This is a genomic window from Mycobacterium sp. (assembly GCF_039583785.1).
Taxonomy (GTDB): Bacteria; Actinomycetota; Actinomycetes; order Mycobacteriales; family Mycobacteriaceae; genus Mycobacterium.
In genome coordinates this window covers 52734-68602 of record NZ_JAVKSG010000007.1, presented here as the reverse complement: position 1 = coordinate 68602, position 15869 = coordinate 52734, and the positions used below count along the sequence as shown (strand labels likewise).

At 65.0% G+C, this 15869-nt stretch carries 14 protein-coding genes, 3 pseudogenes and 1 riboswitch; of the genes and pseudogenes, 15 read left to right on the top strand and 2 right to left on the bottom strand.

Annotated elements, in window-relative coordinates; all coding sequences use genetic code 11:
• Window positions 1-82 precede the first annotated feature (82 nt).
• From ABDV69_RS05030 to eccA, 7 genes are all read left to right on the top strand, one after another.
• On the top strand, window positions 83-379 hold the full coding sequence (locus tag ABDV69_RS05030; protein WP_343571997.1) for a WXG100 family type VII secretion target: 297 nt from the start codon (window positions 83-85) through the stop codon (window positions 377-379).
• Between the two features lie 20 nt (window positions 380-399).
• Entirely contained in the window at window positions 400-684 is a 285-nt protein-coding gene (locus ABDV69_RS05025; protein WP_343571996.1) for a WXG100 family type VII secretion target, read from the top strand.
• Window positions 685-772: 88 nt separating this feature from the next.
• On the top strand, window positions 773-1684 hold the full coding sequence (locus tag ABDV69_RS05020; protein ID WP_343572232.1) for an ESX secretion-associated protein EspG: 912 nt from the start codon (window positions 773-775) through the stop codon (window positions 1682-1684).
• 174 nt (window positions 1685-1858) lie between these two features.
• Window positions 1859-3373 carry a type VII secretion integral membrane protein EccD gene (gene eccD, locus ABDV69_RS05015; protein ID WP_343572231.1) on the top strand — a complete coding sequence of 505 codons (1515 nt, stop codon included), beginning with the start codon at window positions 1859-1861 and terminating at the stop codon, window positions 3371-3373.
• Between the two features lie 55 nt (window positions 3374-3428).
• Complete coding sequence (gene mycP / locus ABDV69_RS05010; protein WP_343572229.1) at window positions 3429-5168, top strand: type VII secretion-associated serine protease mycosin; 1740 nt, start codon at window positions 3429-3431, stop codon at window positions 5166-5168.
• Entirely contained in the window at window positions 5165-6343 is a 1179-nt protein-coding gene (gene eccE, locus ABDV69_RS05005; protein WP_343572227.1) for a type VII secretion protein EccE, read from the top strand. Before mycP ends, eccE begins: the two co-directional genes overlap by 4 nt.
• 4 nt (window positions 6344-6347) lie before the next feature.
• A complete protein-coding gene (gene eccA, locus ABDV69_RS05000) occupies window positions 6348-8180 on the top strand; it encodes a type VII secretion AAA-ATPase EccA (protein WP_343572226.1) in 1833 nt (610 codons plus the stop codon).
• Window positions 8181-8250: 70 nt separating this feature from the next.
• On the opposite strand, the gene ABDV69_RS04995 is transcribed toward eccA, so the two are convergent.
• Window positions 8251-8586, bottom strand: coding sequence for a type II toxin-antitoxin system HicB family antitoxin (locus ABDV69_RS04995; RefSeq protein ID WP_343572224.1), 336 nt, complete (start codon window positions 8584-8586; stop codon window positions 8251-8253).
• 130 nt (window positions 8587-8716) lie between these two features.
• Here ABDV69_RS04995 and ABDV69_RS04990 point away from each other — a divergent pair.
• From ABDV69_RS04990 to ABDV69_RS04965, 6 genes and pseudogenes are all read left to right on the top strand, one after another.
• Window positions 8717-9376, top strand: a pseudogene (locus ABDV69_RS04990) (transposase).
• Window positions 9377-9482: 106 nt separating this feature from the next.
• Window positions 9483-9669, top strand: a riboswitch (M-box (ykoK) riboswitch).
• Window positions 9670-9861: 192 nt separating this feature from the next.
• Entirely contained in the window at window positions 9862-11154 is a 1293-nt protein-coding gene (locus ABDV69_RS04985; protein WP_343572223.1) for a PPE family protein, read from the top strand.
• 232 nt (window positions 11155-11386) lie between these two features.
• Entirely contained in the window at window positions 11387-12121 is a 735-nt protein-coding gene (locus ABDV69_RS04980) for an MgtC/SapB family protein (RefSeq protein ID WP_343572222.1), read from the top strand.
• Window positions 12122-12143: 22 nt separating this feature from the next.
• Window positions 12144-12627 (top strand): annotated as a pseudogene (locus ABDV69_RS04975) (sterol desaturase family protein).
• A gap of 151 nt (window positions 12628-12778) precedes the next feature.
• Entirely contained in the window at window positions 12779-13360 is a 582-nt protein-coding gene (locus tag ABDV69_RS04970; RefSeq protein ID WP_343572221.1) for a LysM peptidoglycan-binding domain-containing protein, read from the top strand.
• A 143-nt stretch (window positions 13361-13503) separates the two neighbouring features.
• Window positions 13504-14169, top strand: a complete 666-nt coding sequence (locus tag ABDV69_RS04965) for a hypothetical protein (protein ID WP_343572220.1) — start codon at window positions 13504-13506, stop codon at window positions 14167-14169.
• Here the strand turns inward: ABDV69_RS04965 and ABDV69_RS04960 are convergent.
• A pseudogene (locus ABDV69_RS04960) lies at window positions 14166-14330 on the bottom strand (nitroreductase family deazaflavin-dependent oxidoreductase); the annotation flags it as partial. The gene ABDV69_RS04965 and the pseudogene ABDV69_RS04960 overlap by 4 nt on opposite strands.
• 199 nt (window positions 14331-14529) lie before the next feature.
• Between ABDV69_RS04960 and ABDV69_RS04955 the strand changes: the two are divergent.
• On the top strand, window positions 14530-15252 hold the full coding sequence (locus tag ABDV69_RS04955) for a TetR/AcrR family transcriptional regulator (protein WP_343572219.1): 723 nt from the start codon (window positions 14530-14532) through the stop codon (window positions 15250-15252).
• 101 nt (window positions 15253-15353) lie between these two features.
• Window positions 15354-15854 carry a VOC family protein gene (locus ABDV69_RS04950; protein ID WP_343572218.1) on the top strand — a complete coding sequence of 167 codons (501 nt, stop codon included), beginning with the start codon at window positions 15354-15356 and terminating at the stop codon, window positions 15852-15854.
• Window positions 15855-15869 lie beyond the last annotated feature (15 nt).

The window sequence follows — 15869 nt, the reverse complement described above, 5'->3', positions numbered from 1 at the left end:
CAAGTCGGCGGTGACCTCAGGTAACTCGTCCGACTTTTACGTTCGTCGCAATCGATCACTACACAAGCAAGGAGATAAATAAGTGCCTACGCGTTTTATGACTGACCCGCACGAGATGCGGTCGATGGCGGGCCGGTTCGACACCCACGCCCAGACCGTCGAGGACGAGGCCCGCAAGATGTGGGCATCGAGCCAGAACATTGCCGGTGCGGGCTGGAGCGGTACCGCTCAGATGACCTCCCACGACACCATGGGGCAGATGAACACCGCGTTCCGCAACATCGTGAACATGCTGCACGGGGTGCGTGACGGGTTGATCCGTGACGCCAACAACTACGAGGCGCAAGAGCAGGCCTCCCAGCAGATCCTGTCCAGCTAGCCTTATCAAGGAGAACACTCATGTCGATCAGCTACCAGTTCGGTGATGTCGATTCCCACGGCGCGCTGATTCGCGCCCAAGCTGCTTCATTGGAGGCCGAACACCAGGCCATCGTGCGCGATGTGCTGGCTGCCGGTGACTTCTGGGGTGGCTCGGGTTCGGTGGCCTGCCAGGAGTTCATCACCCAGTTGGGCCGCAACTTCCAGGTCATCTACGAGCAGGCCAACAGCCACGGTCAGAAGGTGCAGTCTGCCGGCAACAACATGTCGTCGACCGACTCCGCCGTCGGCTCCAGCTGGGCCTAAACAGTCACCACACTGCGCGGCAGCACACCGAACGCGGTGTGCTGTCGCGTCGTGCGATTACCGAGCAAGCCGAGACACGAGAGTAGTGATGGATCAAACCACCCGGACCGATATCACAGTCAACGTCGAGGGATTATGGATGTTGCAGGCGTTGCTGGATATCCGCCACGTCGCGCCCGAGTTGCGCTGCCGGCCATTCGTTTCCACTGACTCGATGGACTGGCTCAACGAGCATCCCGGCATGGCGGTGATGCGCGAGCAGGGCATCGTGACGGGCGAGACCGTCGACGAATCGATCGCGGCTCGAATGCGGGTATTGGCTGCGCCGGACCTGGAGGTCGTCGCCCTGTTGTCGCGGGGCAAGCTGCTGTACGGGGTCAAGGAAAAGGAAGAGGAGGGCGAAGACGAGCCGGTGGGCTCCCGCGAGATCCCGGACAACGAGTTCCGTGTGCTGCTGGCCCGCCGCGGCAGCCACTGGGTCTCGGCCGTGCGCGTCGGCGACGAGATCACCGTCGACGACGTCGCGGTCGCCGACACCGCCTCGATCGCGGCGCTGGTGTTCGACGCGCTGGAATCGATTCACCACGCCGACCCAGCGGCAATCAACGCGGTCAACGTGCCGCTGGAAGAGATGCTGGAGATTACCAAAGCTTGGCAGAGTTCCGGGTTCAACGTGTTCTCCGGTGGCGATCTGCGGCGCCTCGGCATCAGCGCGGCAACGGTGGCCGCCCTCGGTCAGGCGCTGTCAGACCCGGCGGCCGAGGCCGCGGTCTACGCCCGGCAGTACAAAGACGACGCCAAGGCACCCAGCGCCTCGGTGCTGTCACTGAAGGACGGATCGGGCGGACGCATCGCGATGTATCAGCAGGCGCGTACCGCCGGGTCCAATGAGGCTTGGCTCGCCATTTGCCCGGCCACCCCGCAGTTGGTCCAGGTCGGGATAAAGACGGTTCTGGAGACGCTGCCCTACGGCGAGTGGAAAACGCATAGCAGAGTTTAACCAATTGTTACGCAGATACCATGCACGGCAAAGAGTTTCGGTGCAGCATTCACTCATGGTGCAGATGCCGCGAAATGCTCTAGAATTTGCACAACAATTGGGACCAGACGTCACAATTCCACATAGCGAGGCACGACACATGTACACCGAATTCGTCGACAGAGGGGTTGCACAATGACCGCAGTTGCCGAGGCTCCCCAGCCTGGTCTGGAGGCAGTCTCATCGCCGCAGGCCGTCGTGGTCGGCATCATCGCCGGCGAGGGCGCGCAAATCGGCGTGCTGCTCGACGCCAACGCACCAGTCTCGGTGATGGTCGACCCGTTGCTCAAGGTCGTCAACGTGCGACTGCGGGAACTGGGTTTGCCGGCTCTGGAAGCCAAACAGCGCGGCAGGTGGGCGCTGTGCCTGGTCGACGGCACGCCGCTGCGGGCTGCCCAGTCGCTGGCCGAGCAGGACATCTTCGACGGTGACCGAGTGTGGCTGCGGTTCATCGAAGACACCGAACACCGTTCCCAAGTCATCGAGCACATTTCGACGGCCGTGTCGGTGAACCTGAGCAAGCGGTTCAGTGCGGTCAACCCGGCGGTGGCCATTCAGGTCGGTGCGGCGATGGTCGCGGTCGGTGTGCTGCTGGGGTCGGGGCTGCTGGGCTGGTTCCGTTACAAGCACGAGTCCTGGGTTCCGGCGCCGTACGCCTTTGTGATCGCGGTGCTGGTATGCACCGTCGCGCTGTTGATCCTGAACCGCGCGCACACGCCGCAGAACCGGCGCGCCGGCGACATGCTGCTGTGGAGCGGCGTCGGCCCGCTTGCGATCGCGGCCGCGTCTGCTCCGCCTGGACCGGTTGGCGCGCCCCACGCGGTGATGGGATTTGCTGCCACCACCGTCGCCGCAATGCTGGTCATGCGGTTCACCGGCCGTCGACTGGGTATCGGTACCGCGATCGTCACGGTGTCGTTGATCGCGACGATCGCGAGCCTGTTCCGGATGGCCTTCGACACCGGTGCCGTGACATTGTTGACGTCGATCCTGCTGGTCTGTGTGTTCGGCTACCACAGCGCACCGGCGATGTCTCGCTGGTTGTCGGGTATCCGGCTGCCGGTCTTCCCGTCGGCCACCAGTCGCTGGGTATTCGAAGCCCGGCCTGACCTTCCGACCACCGTCTCGCACGGCGTCGACGGTGGGCGTCCGACCCTGGCGGGCCCTGAGTCCATCCAGGACGTCGTGCTGCGGGCCGAGCGGGCCCGCTCGTTCCTGACCGGACTGTTGGTCGGGTTCGGCGTGCTCACCATCTTCTCGCTGGCCGGCGTATCCGACCCACGGACCGCCGACCGCTGGCTGCCGCTGCTGCTGGCCGCCTCCACTGCGGGCTTCTTGATGCTGCGTGGTCGTTCATACGTAGACCGTTTGCAGGCAATCATTCTCGCGGTGACGTCCGTCTTGATTATCGGCGCGGTCATCGTTCGCTACTCGTTGGTGCTGTCCTCGACGGCCTCGATTGCGGTCACAGCCGGCCTCGCAGTGCTACTGCCCGCGGCTGGACTGACGGCAGCGGCAACCGTGCCCAACACCATCTACAGCCCGCTGTTCCGCAAGCTCGTCGAATGGGTTGAATACTTCTGCCTGATGCCGATCTTCCCGCTGGCGTTGTGGTTGATGAATGTCTATGCCGCGATCCGTTACCGGTAGTCGCCGACTCATGGCGACCGCAAGCGCGGCGAAGCCGGCCGCAGCGGGTCGCCACGTGACACTGAAGCCGCTTCGTGCGGCCGCAGTTACGGCCACTACGCTGATCGTCGCTTCGGTCGCGCTGTCCGGCTCGCCGGCCCACGCGATCAACCCGCCTGGTATTGATCCGGCCGCAACGCCAGCGAACGGTACCCCCGGACCGCCTCAGCCGATGAAGCAGAACGCTTACTGCACCGAGGTTGGGGTCTTGCCCGGCACGGACTTTCGGGTCCAGCCGAAGTACATGGACATGCTCAATCTGCCCGAGGCGTGGAAGTTCGGGCGCGGCGCCGGGGTGAAGGTTGCCGTCATCGACACCGGTGTCACGCCTCATCCGCGGTTGCCGCACCTGATTCCCGGCGGCGACTACGTGATGGCCGGCGGCGACGGGCTGTCCGACTGCGATGCGCACGGCACGCTCGTAGCGTCGATGATCGCCGCCTCGCCCGGCACCGCCGGGGTGCTCGAAGGACCTGCGCCGCGTCGGCCACCGCCGGTGCCCACCAAGGAACCACCGCCAACGGCGCCGCCGCAGACCATCAGCGTCGTGCCGCCGCCGCCGCAGACCATCACCATGGTTCCGGCGCCGCCACCCGAGCCGCAGTCGGAGGAAGCTCCGGCGTGCCCGGGGTGCCCACCGGCGCCCAAGGTGGGCGGAGCGGCCAGCCATGACCGCGGCACGGCGGTGCTACCCGGGCTCTCCGGCAGCAAGCACGGCACGGTGGTCTCGGTGGATTACCCGCGGCCGGCCGCGCCGCCACGGCCGCTGGACCCGCCACCGCAGCCGGCGCCGAGTGACGCCTACACCGGGATCGCCCCGGATGTCGAACTGATCTCGATCCGGCAATCCAGCCAGGCTTTTGGACTCAAGGACTCCTACACCGGCGACGAGGACCCGCAGACGCGGCAGAAGCGGGACAACATTTTGACCATGGCGCGCGCGATCGTGCATGCCGCCGATATGGGCGCGCGGGTCATCAACATCTCTCAGGTGATGTGCATGAGCGCGCGCAGCCTGATCGACGCGCCTGACCTCGGTGCGGCGGTGCATTACGCCGCGGTCGACAAGGATGTCGTCATCGTCGCCGCCGCAGGTGACACCAGCCAGCGAGACTGCAAACAGAACCCCTTGGTTGATCCGTTGCACCCCAACGACCCTCGCGGATGGAACGGCGTGACCACGGTAGTGACACCGTCCTGGTACAGCGACTACGTTTTGACGGTCGGCGCGGTGGACTCCTCCGGTACGCCGATGGACAAATTGAGTGTCGCCGGGCCGTGGGTCGGAATTGCAGCGCCTGGTACCGACGTGGTCGGGCTCTCGCCGCGAGATGACAATCTGATCAACGCAATTGACGGTCCGGACAACAGTTTGCTGGTGCCGTCCGGGACCAGCTTCTCGACCGCGATCGTGTCCGGCGTGACGGCTCTGGTGCGGGCTAAGTACCCGAATCTGTCTGCGCATCAGATCATCGATCGTCTGACTCGAACTGCGCGAGCACCTGCTCGCGGGGTCGACAACCAGATCGGCTACGGGATCATCGACCCGGTTGCCGCGCTGACCTGGGATGTACCCGAAGGCTCTGTCCTGCCGAAGGATTCGGCGAAGCCGCTGACGATGCCGCCCGCCCCTGCCCCGCGCAACATGGCTCCGGTGTGGGTCGCCGCCGGCGGGTTGGGTGGCGCGTTGCTGCTGGCCGGTCTCGTCTTCGGCGGAGCCGTCTTGATGAGAAAGACAGCAGGGAGACAAGAATGAAAGCGCAACGTGAGTACGGGCTGTCGCTCTCGTGGCCGCGAGTCACCACGGTGTTCCTGATTGACGTTGCGCTGCTGGTCAGCACGAGCCACCTGCCCGACTCGTGGCAAGCCGGCCGCAACCTCTGCTTCTGGATCGGTGTCGCGCTGGCGGTGATCGTGACCGTCGTCGCCCTGCTGACCAACGGGGGAGTGGCCGTTTCGTCGGCTCCGATCGTGCGGATCCGGAACTGGTACGCCGACCCGGAGGCGTTGACCGTCGGCTGCACCCCGGCCACCGATCACCGTCGTCAGTTCAGCCGCGAAACGGTCGGAATCCGGGAATACGACGGCCAACTGGCCGCTGTGATCGCCGTCGACGGTGCGGGTGAGGCCGGCAGACACCGTCATCGGGATGGGCTCTCGACGAGTATCCCGCTGGAAACCGTGGTCGCATCGCTGCGTCAGTTCGACGTCCGCCTGGACAGTGTCGACATTGTCTCGGTCGGAACCCGCCACGCCAACACGGGCGTTCAGTCGGCCGTCAGCGACGATTTCGGCGGCGGTCGCGATCCACGCCCTGTCGAGGAGAGCAACACCTGGCTGGTGCTGCGGATGGACCCTCAGCACAACGTGAGTGCCGTCGCTGCCCGTGACTCGGTGGCATGCACGCTGGCCGCCGCCGTCGAGCGTCTGGCCCACGACCTGGACGGAGGCAGCTGCGTTGCCCGACCGCTGACCGCCGAGGAGATCGCCGACGTCGACGGTGAGGTGCTGGCCGGGCTGCAACCGGCTCACGTCCGCCCGTACTGGCGCTACCTGAAGACCCCGGACGGCTTCGTGACCAGCTTTTGGGTGTCTCCTGGCGACATCACCAGCGAGACGCTCGAGGAGCTGTGGCTCACTGACGCCGATGTCACCGTGATGACGATTCGCATCATCGCGGCGCGTCACGAAGCCGAGGTGTCGGTGTGGGTGCGCTACCACAGCCGCCAGCGCCTGCCTAAAGAGGCCTTCAGCGGATTGAATCGACTCACCGGGCGTCAACTCGGCGCGGTGGCCGCCAGCCTCCCGGCACCGATGTCGCGCCGGCCGCTGCCGATGCCGAGCCGCGCGTTGACTCACGGCGAAGACATTCTGGTTCCGGTTGGTGCAACGGCGGGCATGCAGGCGAGCGGCGCTGAAGCTTTACGATGACAGGATGACGCGACCGCAGACCACCGCACCGGACTCCCGCAATGCGATGGTCGCGGGCCTCTTGGCGTCCGGCATTTCAGTCAACGGGCTTCAGCCCAGCCACAATCCGCAGGTGGCCTTGCGAATGTTCACGACGGCCACCAGTCTCGACCCGCAGATGTGTGACGCCTGGTTGGCGCGGCTACTGGCCGGCGACCAGAGCATCGAAGTGCTCACCGGCGCATGGCAATCGGTCAAGACCTTCGGTTGGGAGATCCGCCGGTTGGGCTTGACGGAGCTGGAGTTCCGTCCCGAGGTTTCCGATGGGATGTTCCTGAAGCTGGCGGTCACCAGCGTGGAGTCGCTTGCTGCCGGCTACGCGGCCGCCCTGACCGAGGCGAAGCGGTACGCCGAAGCGGCCGAGCTGCTGGATTCGATCACACCGCGGCACGGCTCGGACGAGGAACTGATCAAGTATGTGCGCGGGCTGCTCTATTTCCGCACCGGCCGCTGGCCGGACGTGCTCGTCCAGTTCCCGCCGGGGGCCGGTTGGCGTCACCCCGAACTGAAGGCTGCCGGGGCGGCGATGGCGACCACCGCGCTGGCGTCGCTCGGCGTGTTCGAAGAGGCAACCCGACGCGCTCAAGAAGCGATCGAGGGCGACCGCGTGCCCAGCGCGGCCAACGTCGCGATCTACACCCAGGGAATGTGCTTGCGGCACCTGGGCCGCGAAGAAGAGGCTGTCGAGAGCCTGCGCCGGGTGTACTCGCGCGACGCGAAGTTCACGCCGGCCCGCGAGGCGTTGGACAACCCGAGCTATCGGCTGGTGCTGACCGATCCGGAAACCATCGAGGCACGGACAGATCCGTGGGATGCAGACAGTGCACCGACCCGCGAGCAAGCCGAGGCCGCCCGGCACGTCGAGATGGCCAAAAAGTACCTGGATGAAGGCGATGCCGAGCTCAATGCGATGCTCGGCATGGATGCGGCCAAGCGGGAAATCAAGCTGATCAAGTCCACCACGAAGGTGAACCTGGCCCGGGCGAAGATGGGCCTGCCGGTCCCGGTGACGTCGCGCCACACCTTGCTGTTGGGCCCGCCCGGCACCGGCAAAACGTCTGTGGCGCGGGCGTTTTCGAAGCAGTTGTGCGGACTGACCGTGCTGCGTAAGCCGCTGGTGGTGGAGACCAGCCGGGCAAAGTTGCTGGGCCGCTACATGGCAGATGCGGAGAAGAACACCGAGGAGATGCTCGAGGAGGCGCGCGGCGGAGCCGTCTTCTTCGACGAAATGCACAACCTGCACGAGAGCGGCTACTCCACCGGCGACGCATACGGTAACGCGATCATCAACACCTTGCTGCTCTACATGGAGAACCATCGAGACGAACTGGTGGTCTTCGGAGCCGGGTACGCCAAGGCGATGGACAAGATGCTCGAAGTCAACCAGGGTCTGCGACGCCGGTTTTCCACCGTCATCGAGTTCTACAGCTACAACCCGAAGGAGCTCGTCGCGCTGACCCAGCTGATGGGCCGGGCAAACGAAGACGTCATCACCGACGACGCCGTCGAGAGCTTGCTGCCGTCTTACACCAGGTTCTATGACGACGAGACCATCTCCCCCGACGGCGACCTGATCCGCGGCATCGACACGCTGGGCAACGCCGGTTTCGTGCGCAACGTGGTGGAAAAGGCCCGCGATCACCGCAGCTTCCGCCTCGACGACGAGGACCTCGACGCGGTGTTGGCAAGTGACTTCGACGAATTCAGCGACGACCAGTTGCGCCGGTTCAAGGAGTTGACCCGCGACGACCTCAACGAGGGCCTCAGCGCGGCGGTGGCAGAGAAGAAGAGCGACTAGGGCCACATCGGTCACATTGGCACCAAGACTGGGGACATATTCTTTTTTGCAAACGTGACCACATGCGATATCACAAGTCGAACAAGCCAATTGGTGGCCGACCCGCCAGCTTCTGCACGACCCACTGATTCATCGACACGTTCTGCTCGGCGGCCTCGACAGCGAGCTGAGAATGCAATGTCGGCGATGTCCGCACCAGAAACTTGCCGCTGAACTTTCGCTCGGTGAGCGGTGGCGTAACCTCCCCTTCGCAGTCCGCGATGTAGTCATCGACGGCCTGCGCGACGCCGGCGATCGCTTCCTGCAGCGTCGGCGCCCAGTGCCGCAGCCAGCTCAGTTCAAGGCAGCGGGCCAGGTATTCGCCGTGCTCGGAGGACCATTCGGCGCGGTAGGTGTAGCGGTTCACCCCAACGTGATAGCGCATGCGCGTCGAAATCGAAAAGTCACTGTGTCCCCGCTTGTGGAGACTCCTGCGACTGGTGGGACTAGTGCGTGTCGCCCATATTTTTCGGGTGCTGACCAGCCAGGATTGGCTGGTGACGCGGATTGGTGTGATTCCTGACGAGTTCTGGGCGGTGGTTGAGCCGTTGATGCTTTCGGATGTGGGCAAGCGGGGCAACAGGTTCGGTGATCGCCTGATGCTGGAAGGCATTGCGTGGCGGTTTCGTACGGGCAGCCCGTGGCGGGGCCTGCCTGCTGATTTCGGGCCGTGGCAGACGGTGTGGAAGCGCCATCATCGATGGTCGCTGGATGGCACCTACGACGCGATGTTTGCGAAGGTAGCGGCGGCGTTCGGGGTTGACCGCTGGCCAGGCCGGCGACAATCCGCAGTTGATGCCTTTGCTCGACGACTACCACGACCCATCCGCTGAGCGCGGTGTGGCCGGCCGCGACTTCCGATTGCTCGCCGACAAGGCGTATTCGCATCCGAGCACCCGCACCGAATTACGTTCCCGCAGAATCAAGCACACGATTCCTGAACGCACAGACCAGATCGCCCGGCGCACGGCCAAGGGATCAGCCGGGGGTCGCCCGCCCGCATTCGATACCGAGCTCTACGGGCTGCGCAACACCGTCGAACGAGGCTACAACCGGCTCAAAACAAATACGCCCTGACCTACCTCGATGGTGTCCTGTTGGCCTGTGCCGTCATCCATTCCCGCGTAGGAAGCAACAAATCGGGAGACACGCCCTAGCCACTGCGCGGGGGCGCCAGGGCACATCCATCCGACATCTTGCTGGGCGTTGAGCTGAATTGACCAAGTGCCGTAGCGCTGTCACCATCACCTCGAACAGGCGTTACATGCACCTCGCTAGGTGAGGCGTCTGCGCGGACACAGACCACTGACCTCGAACGTCGAAAGACGCCCAGGGTCAGGACAGCTCCTCCCGGCTTAAGGGTTGAGCCCAAGTTGTTTCCGGCCTTGCATTTTCTGTCTAGGCCCGGATACGCCGTGCAGTGCCAAAGCTCCGGCGAGAGGGGTGCTCTCCGACCGTTGTATCGGGCAATGCTCCTCTCTTCGAACTTCCGCGGCGGGTGTGCCGGCGGGGAGGAGGGTGGCCAACACCCGCGCTCACGGGGATGGTCCTGCGCAGAGCTGTCCGAAATCGATGACTGTGCCGCACCTGACGGCACAGCCGACACCACCGCCATTTCTGCGAGTTAAGAGGCTCTACTGCAATGGATTACGGAAATTTGCCACCAGAAGTCAATTCCGCCCGTATCCATGCCGGTCCGGGTTCGGCGCCGATGCTGGCTGCCGCGTCTGCCTGGGATGGCTTGGCCGCCGAACTGAGGTCCGCTGCGACGTCGTATCTGACGGTGGTCTCCGAGTTGACCGAGGGATCGTGGCAAGGTCCGGCGTCAGCGGCGATGTCGGCAGCGGCCACGCACTATGTCGCGTGGATGAATTCTGTTGCCGCACAGGCCGAGCAGACGTCAGGCCAGGCACGAGCGGCTGCGGCGGCATTCGATGCCGCGTTTGCCTCGACGGTTCCGCCAGCCGTCGTCGCAGCCAACCGAACTCAGCTGGCCACGCTGGTCGCCACGAATGTGCTCGGCCAGAACACCCCGGCGATAGCCGTCACCGAAGCTCTCTACGGGGAGATGTGGGCGCAAGACGCGGCGGCCATGTACTGCTACGCAGGTTCCTCGGCCGCTGCCGCCACGGTGACTCCGTTCAGCCCACCGCCAGACACCACCAACCCGGCGGCGGTGGCAGGCCAAGGGGGAGCGGTAGCCCAAACAGCCGCCAGCTCGGCCGGCAGCGGTGTCCAGTCAACGCTGGCGCAGGTGGTCTCGAACCTTCCCAACACCCTGCACCAACTCGCGTCGCCCCTGTCATCGGCGTCATTGGGGCTCAATCCCTTTGCGCCCGGTTCGAATACCGCCACCACCGGAATCGCGGGCCTGTTCAATCTCATGGACGGACAGACCGGCTCGGCCATTGGCAGCTATTTGACGTCTGGCCTTTCCAACGGGATCCTCTCGGGCAACTGGTTCAATCCGGCCAGCCTCAGTCCGGCTGTCACCAGCTCGTTCAGCGACATCGGATTCCTCGCCTTAGCAGGCCAAGGCTTCGGCGGCGTGAACCCGGGCCTGCTGATGACGGCCACCGCACCCGCGGCGATGAGCGCAGCGGGCCACGTCGCACCGGCTCTCGGTTCAATCGGGTCGCCGGGTTTGGCGTCGGCTGACGTCGGTCGCGCCACCCTGGTCGCGAAAATGTCCGTGCCGCAAAGCTGGACCGGCACCGCTTCTGCGGGCGATACCGTGGCTGGATCGTTGCCGGCGGCAGCCGAAGGCTGGGCCATCCCGCCGGGCGCGGGGATGGCGGAGATGGCAGCTCCGGCGGGGCTGCCCGGACTGCCAGGTGTGCCGGGCGGCGGTCTCGCCAACCGCGGCTATGGCTTTGCCGCACCTCGCTACGGATTCAAACCGACTGTGGTCTCTCGCCCACCGGCGGCCGGATAAGAACCCAATCAAGTGGTCGATGGATACTCCACGGGGCATGCTGGCACCTGGTGGACACCCGACCGTCAGCGGGATCTTGTTGGCCGTTAAGGCTATACAGCTTGGCAATGCTTGAGCTCACGCGCACGATGGAACCGGCCGCCGGCAGCAACTGCCCGGTGACGTGCAGGTCGCCTGCTGCATTCGTCCACACTGAAACGCGCCTCGGCGAACAGAAAAGGAGAGTCGCGTCATGCAGACGCTGAGTATCGCGGAATTCACGCTGCGGCTAGGGGTGGGACTCGGCTGCGGCGCCCTCATCGGAATCGAGCGGCAATGGCAGGCACGACGGGCCGGGCTGCGCACGAACGCGCTGGTGGCGACGGGCGCAACGCTGTTCGTGCTGTACGCGGTGGCCACCAACGACAGCAGCCCCACCCGGGTGGCGTCCTACGTCGTCTCCGGAGTCGGCTTCCTCGGTGGTGGTGTCATCCTGCGGGAGGGATTCAATGTGCGCGGGCTCAACACCGCGGCGACGCTCTGGTGTTCGGCCGCGGTCGGTGTTCTCGCGGCCGGCGGGCACCTGGTGTTCGCGTTGATCGCCACCGGCACCATCGTGCTGGTCCACCTGCTGGGACGTCCGTTGGGCCACCTGATCGATAACGACAACGTGGTGGAGGAGGACGAAGACGACCAGCCGTACCAACTGCAGCTGATCTGTCGGCCCAAGTCCGCGAAGTACGCCCGCGCCCAGGTTGTGCAGCGTACCGGGGGCGGCGGTGATCGCCTGCAGTTACGTGGCATCCGAACTGGCCGCACGAGCGACGACAACGTCGCCCTGACTGCGTATCTGCTCAGCGACGGCCACGCGCCTGGCCGGCTGGAGCAACTCGTCGCGGAATTGTCGTTGCAGGAAGGCGTTCAGGCGGTGCATTGGTACGCCGGAGACCAAGACGACCGGATGCCCCCGGAACAGGAGATGGAGTAGCCGGGCGTCGTAGGGTGCGGGCGTGAATGCGCTCGCGGGTTTGTTGTCCGTGCTCCCCGAGCCCATGCGGGATCCGGTGCTGTTTGATCGCGCTTCTCGGCTATGCGGCGATCTACGCCTACGTGGCTCCCTGGCAGCTGCCGGCGACGCGTTGGTACACCTGGGCGATCGCGATTCTCGGCGTCGACCTGCTCTACTACCGTTATCACCGCAGCGCACACCGGATTCGGCTAATGTGGGCGACCCATCAGGCCCACCACTCCAGCCAGTACTTCAATTTCGCCACCGCGCTGCGTCAGAAATGGAACAACAGCGGCGAGATACTCATGTGGATTCCGTTGCCACTCTTGGGGATTCCGCCGTGGATGGTGTTCTTCAACGTCTGGAAGCTGCAGACTCACGAATACCGGTCTATTGCTGGCGATTTCCGTTCCGCGACTTGTCTGCGCGACCGGGTCGGCTACGTGTTCGGGCCGCCGGGCTGGCAGCCCTCATCTGCGGCCTGACCCAGAGCAACGACACCTGCTCAGCGGTGAGCCCTTGTTCACCCCGCGTTTCTAAAACCGCCAGCCGAAAACCCCCGCGGTTTGGCCGAGGTCAGTAAGTTCGACGGCGAGGCTGGTATCCGCCTGCCGTGACCACGAGAAGGGAATCGCTGTGGGAGACACTCTCACCGAGGGGCACAAGCTGGTCAAAGGTGAATCGCTCACCTCGAGCAACGGGGCTTACACCCTGACGTTGCAGGACGACGGGAACCTGGTGCTGGCATCGCGCGGGCACGCGATCTGGGCGTCGGGCACCAACGGAGAAGATGTGGTCCGCGCCGAGGTCCAGAGCGACGGCAACTTTGTTCTGTACGCGGGCGACAAGCCGGTGTGGCACACCGACACCGAAGGCAAGAAGAACGTGCGTCTGGTCCTGCAGGACGACCGTAATCTGGTGCTCTACTCCGGCGATGCTGCCGCCTGGTCGACTAAGACCGAGACCGACGCACCGCCGCCGCCGGAGCCAGCGGCCGCGGCACCGGCAGTTGCGGAAGAACCTGCGGTTGAGGAAGCCGCTCACGCGGAGCCCGAGCCCGCAGCCGCGCGCACCTACACCGTCGAATCCGGCGACACGTTGTGGGCCGTCGCCGAGCAGTTCTACGGCGACGGCAGCAAGTACCAGATCATCGCCGACGCCAGCGGCATCTCCAACCCGGATCTGATCCAGCCGGGACAGGTGCTGACCATCCCTTGAGCGTCAATGCGAGCGCGCCGGTCGTACCCGCGCTCGGCGCATTCCCAACTCACCCGCTCCGCGAGGTCGGCTCGCCTAATATTGACTAAGTAGCCTAATGGCCGGCCGGTGGGGCGTCGGCCGCGACGGATCGGAGTCGGCGGGTGGGGGGTCCGGTAATCCGCGCTTTCGGCGCGACGGTCATCGCGGCGGCGCTGTCGGCGTTTGTGCCCATCTGCGCCCACGCCGACCCGGTCGTCGTGTTTCCCGGGATGGAGATCCACCAGGGCGCGCACCGGTGCACCCTGGGTTACGTGGACCCCGGTCTGCGGGTGGCATTCAGCGCGGGCCACTGCCGTAGCGACGGCCCAGTGCTCGACCGGGAGAACAGGGTCATCGGCAAGGTGGCCAGCTTCCGGGACAACACACCCAACGGGGCATTCGTCAACACCGACCAGGAGATCTCCGACTACGAGTCGATCGTGCTGGCCCCTGACGTCACGGCGAACAACGTCCTGCCCGGCGGCCGCGTGCTGCAATCCGACCCCGGCCTGGTCGTCACGCCGGGCGAATCCGTCTGCCACTTCGGCGTTGTCACGGGCCAGAGCTGTGGAACGGTCGAAGCCGTCAACAATGGCTGGTTCACGATGGGACACGGCGCGGTCAGCCAACAGGGCGACTCGGGCGGACCGGTCTACCTCACCAACGCCCCCGGTCCCGCACGAATCGTCGGGATCTTCAACAGCCTCTGGGGCAACTTCCCGGCCGCGGTGTCGTGGCAGTCGACCATCCAGCAGATCCGTCAGGACGTGGGCGGTCCGGCGATCTAGGCGTCGGCCTGCAGCGCGAAGACCGGGATCGACGGTGCCGCCGCCGCGATCTGGGCGGGGCTGGAATCGGGGGTCAGCCCCGCGATGTGCTCTTTGACCTGCCAGTACCACCTGTCCAAGTAGCGCCTCAGTAGCTCGGGCTTCGCCGCGTCGTCGACCTCGATCGCCTGGAACCCGCGTCGGCCAGCCAGCGGACCAGTGTGTTGGCGGCCTTGGCCAAGCCGTTGGGTGCGTCGTATCGGACCTGCACGATATGTCCTCTCTCGGACCAGGAGAGCACCGCTCTCTACCGTTTCGACACTGACATGCTGAACCCGAAAAAACAAGAGCACTGATCTCCCGTTGTGTCAGACTTGACCGATGGCGAACCGGCGTGATTCGCGCGAGCGCATCGAGGCGCAGATCATCGAGCTCGGCCGGCGGCACCTGGTCGAGCACGGGGCGGCCGGACTGTCGCTTCGGGCGATCGCCCGTGACCTGGGCATGGTGTCCTCGGCGGTCTATCGGTACGTGTCCAGCCGCGACGAGTTGCTGACACTGTTGCTGATCGACGCGTACTCCGAACTCGCCGACGTGGTGGATCTCGCCCGCGAGGCCGTGCCATACGTGTGGAGCGATGACGTGGTGGCGATCGCGCACGCGGCGCGCACCTGGGCCGTTACCCACCCGGCCAGCTGGGCGCTGCTGTACGGAAGCCCGGTGCCCGGCTATCACGCACCGGCCGAGCGAACGGTCGGCCCCGGAACGCGGGTTATCGGAGCACTTTTCGACGCCGTTGCGGCCGGCATCGCCACCGGTGACATCATGCTGACCAATTACCATGCACCACAACCGATATCGTCTGACTTCGAGCGGATTAGACACGAATTCGGTTTTCCTGGTGACGATTCCGTCATCGCGAAGTGCTTCGCGATCTGGGCGGGCGTGGTGGGTGCCATCACCCTCGAGGTGTTCGGGCAGTACGGCGCTGACACGCTCAGCGATGTGCGGACGGTTTTCGACACCCAGGTGCGACTGCTGCTCGGGATGCTGAGCCACGCCGACGCCGACGTGGCTCCTTTCCGCGTGACAACCCAAAATTAGAACGTGTTCAGCGGGGTTCCTACCGGCTCGCCCGCACCGATACCGGCAACATTCCGGTGGCAGTTTCAGCCACCGGAGATGCTGGGTTATTCTGCCAGACGATGAGCGTGTCTTTCCGATCCCCGGTCCAAACCGCGTGGGTGACACCCGGCCTGGATGCCACAGAAACCGCTCTCACCGGCCTGTTAGGGGTCAAAAAGTGGGTGCGGCTGCCCGATGTTCACTTTGCTCCGCAGACCTGCAGCTACCACGGCGCACCGGCTGACTTCGTCGCCAACATCTCGCTGAGCTATCTCGGCGACATGCAACTCGAACTGATCGAACCGGTCCGCGGGCCTAATATCTATAGTGACTTTTTGCAGAGCAGCGGACCGGGTCTGCACCACATCTGCGTCGAGGCCGACACCCGCGAGGACTTCGATGCCGCGCTGGCCTGCGCCGCCGGGCAAGGAGCCACCGTGCCGCAACAGGGTGTGATGCCCGGCGGCCTGCGGTTCGCCTATCTGTCCGCCCCGCAATTTGGGCTGCCCTATGTCGAGATCGCGCACTTCTCGGCCGAGATGCGCCAGTTCTTCGACTACATCAAGCAGGAGCAGCGATGAGCAGGAGTGGCGCCA

What these genes read in the sequence shown, in the direction of transcription:
- ABDV69_RS05025 (WP_343571996.1), top strand. Translation starts at nt 400, where the DNA reads ATGTCGATCAGCTACCAGTTCGGTGATGTCGATTCCCACGGCGCGCTG.
- ABDV69_RS05020 (WP_343572232.1), top strand. Translation starts at nt 773, where the DNA reads ATGGATCAAACCACCCGGACCGATATCACAGTCAACGTCGAGGGATTA.
- eccD (WP_343572231.1), top strand. Translation starts at nt 1,859, where the DNA reads ATGACCGCAGTTGCCGAGGCTCCCCAGCCTGGTCTGGAGGCAGTCTCA.
- eccE (WP_343572227.1), top strand. Translation starts at nt 5,165, where the DNA reads ATGAAAGCGCAACGTGAGTACGGGCTGTCGCTCTCGTGGCCGCGAGTC.
- eccA (WP_343572226.1), top strand. Translation starts at nt 6,348, where the DNA reads ATGACGCGACCGCAGACCACCGCACCGGACTCCCGCAATGCGATGGTC.
- ABDV69_RS04985 (WP_343572223.1), top strand. Translation starts at nt 9,862, where the DNA reads ATGGATTACGGAAATTTGCCACCAGAAGTCAATTCCGCCCGTATCCAT.
- ABDV69_RS04980 (WP_343572222.1), top strand. Translation starts at nt 11,387, where the DNA reads ATGCAGACGCTGAGTATCGCGGAATTCACGCTGCGGCTAGGGGTGGGA.
- ABDV69_RS04955 (WP_343572219.1), top strand. Translation starts at nt 14,530, where the DNA reads ATGGCGAACCGGCGTGATTCGCGCGAGCGCATCGAGGCGCAGATCATC.
- ABDV69_RS04950 (WP_343572218.1), top strand. Translation starts at nt 15,354, where the DNA reads ATGAGCGTGTCTTTCCGATCCCCGGTCCAAACCGCGTGGGTGACACCC.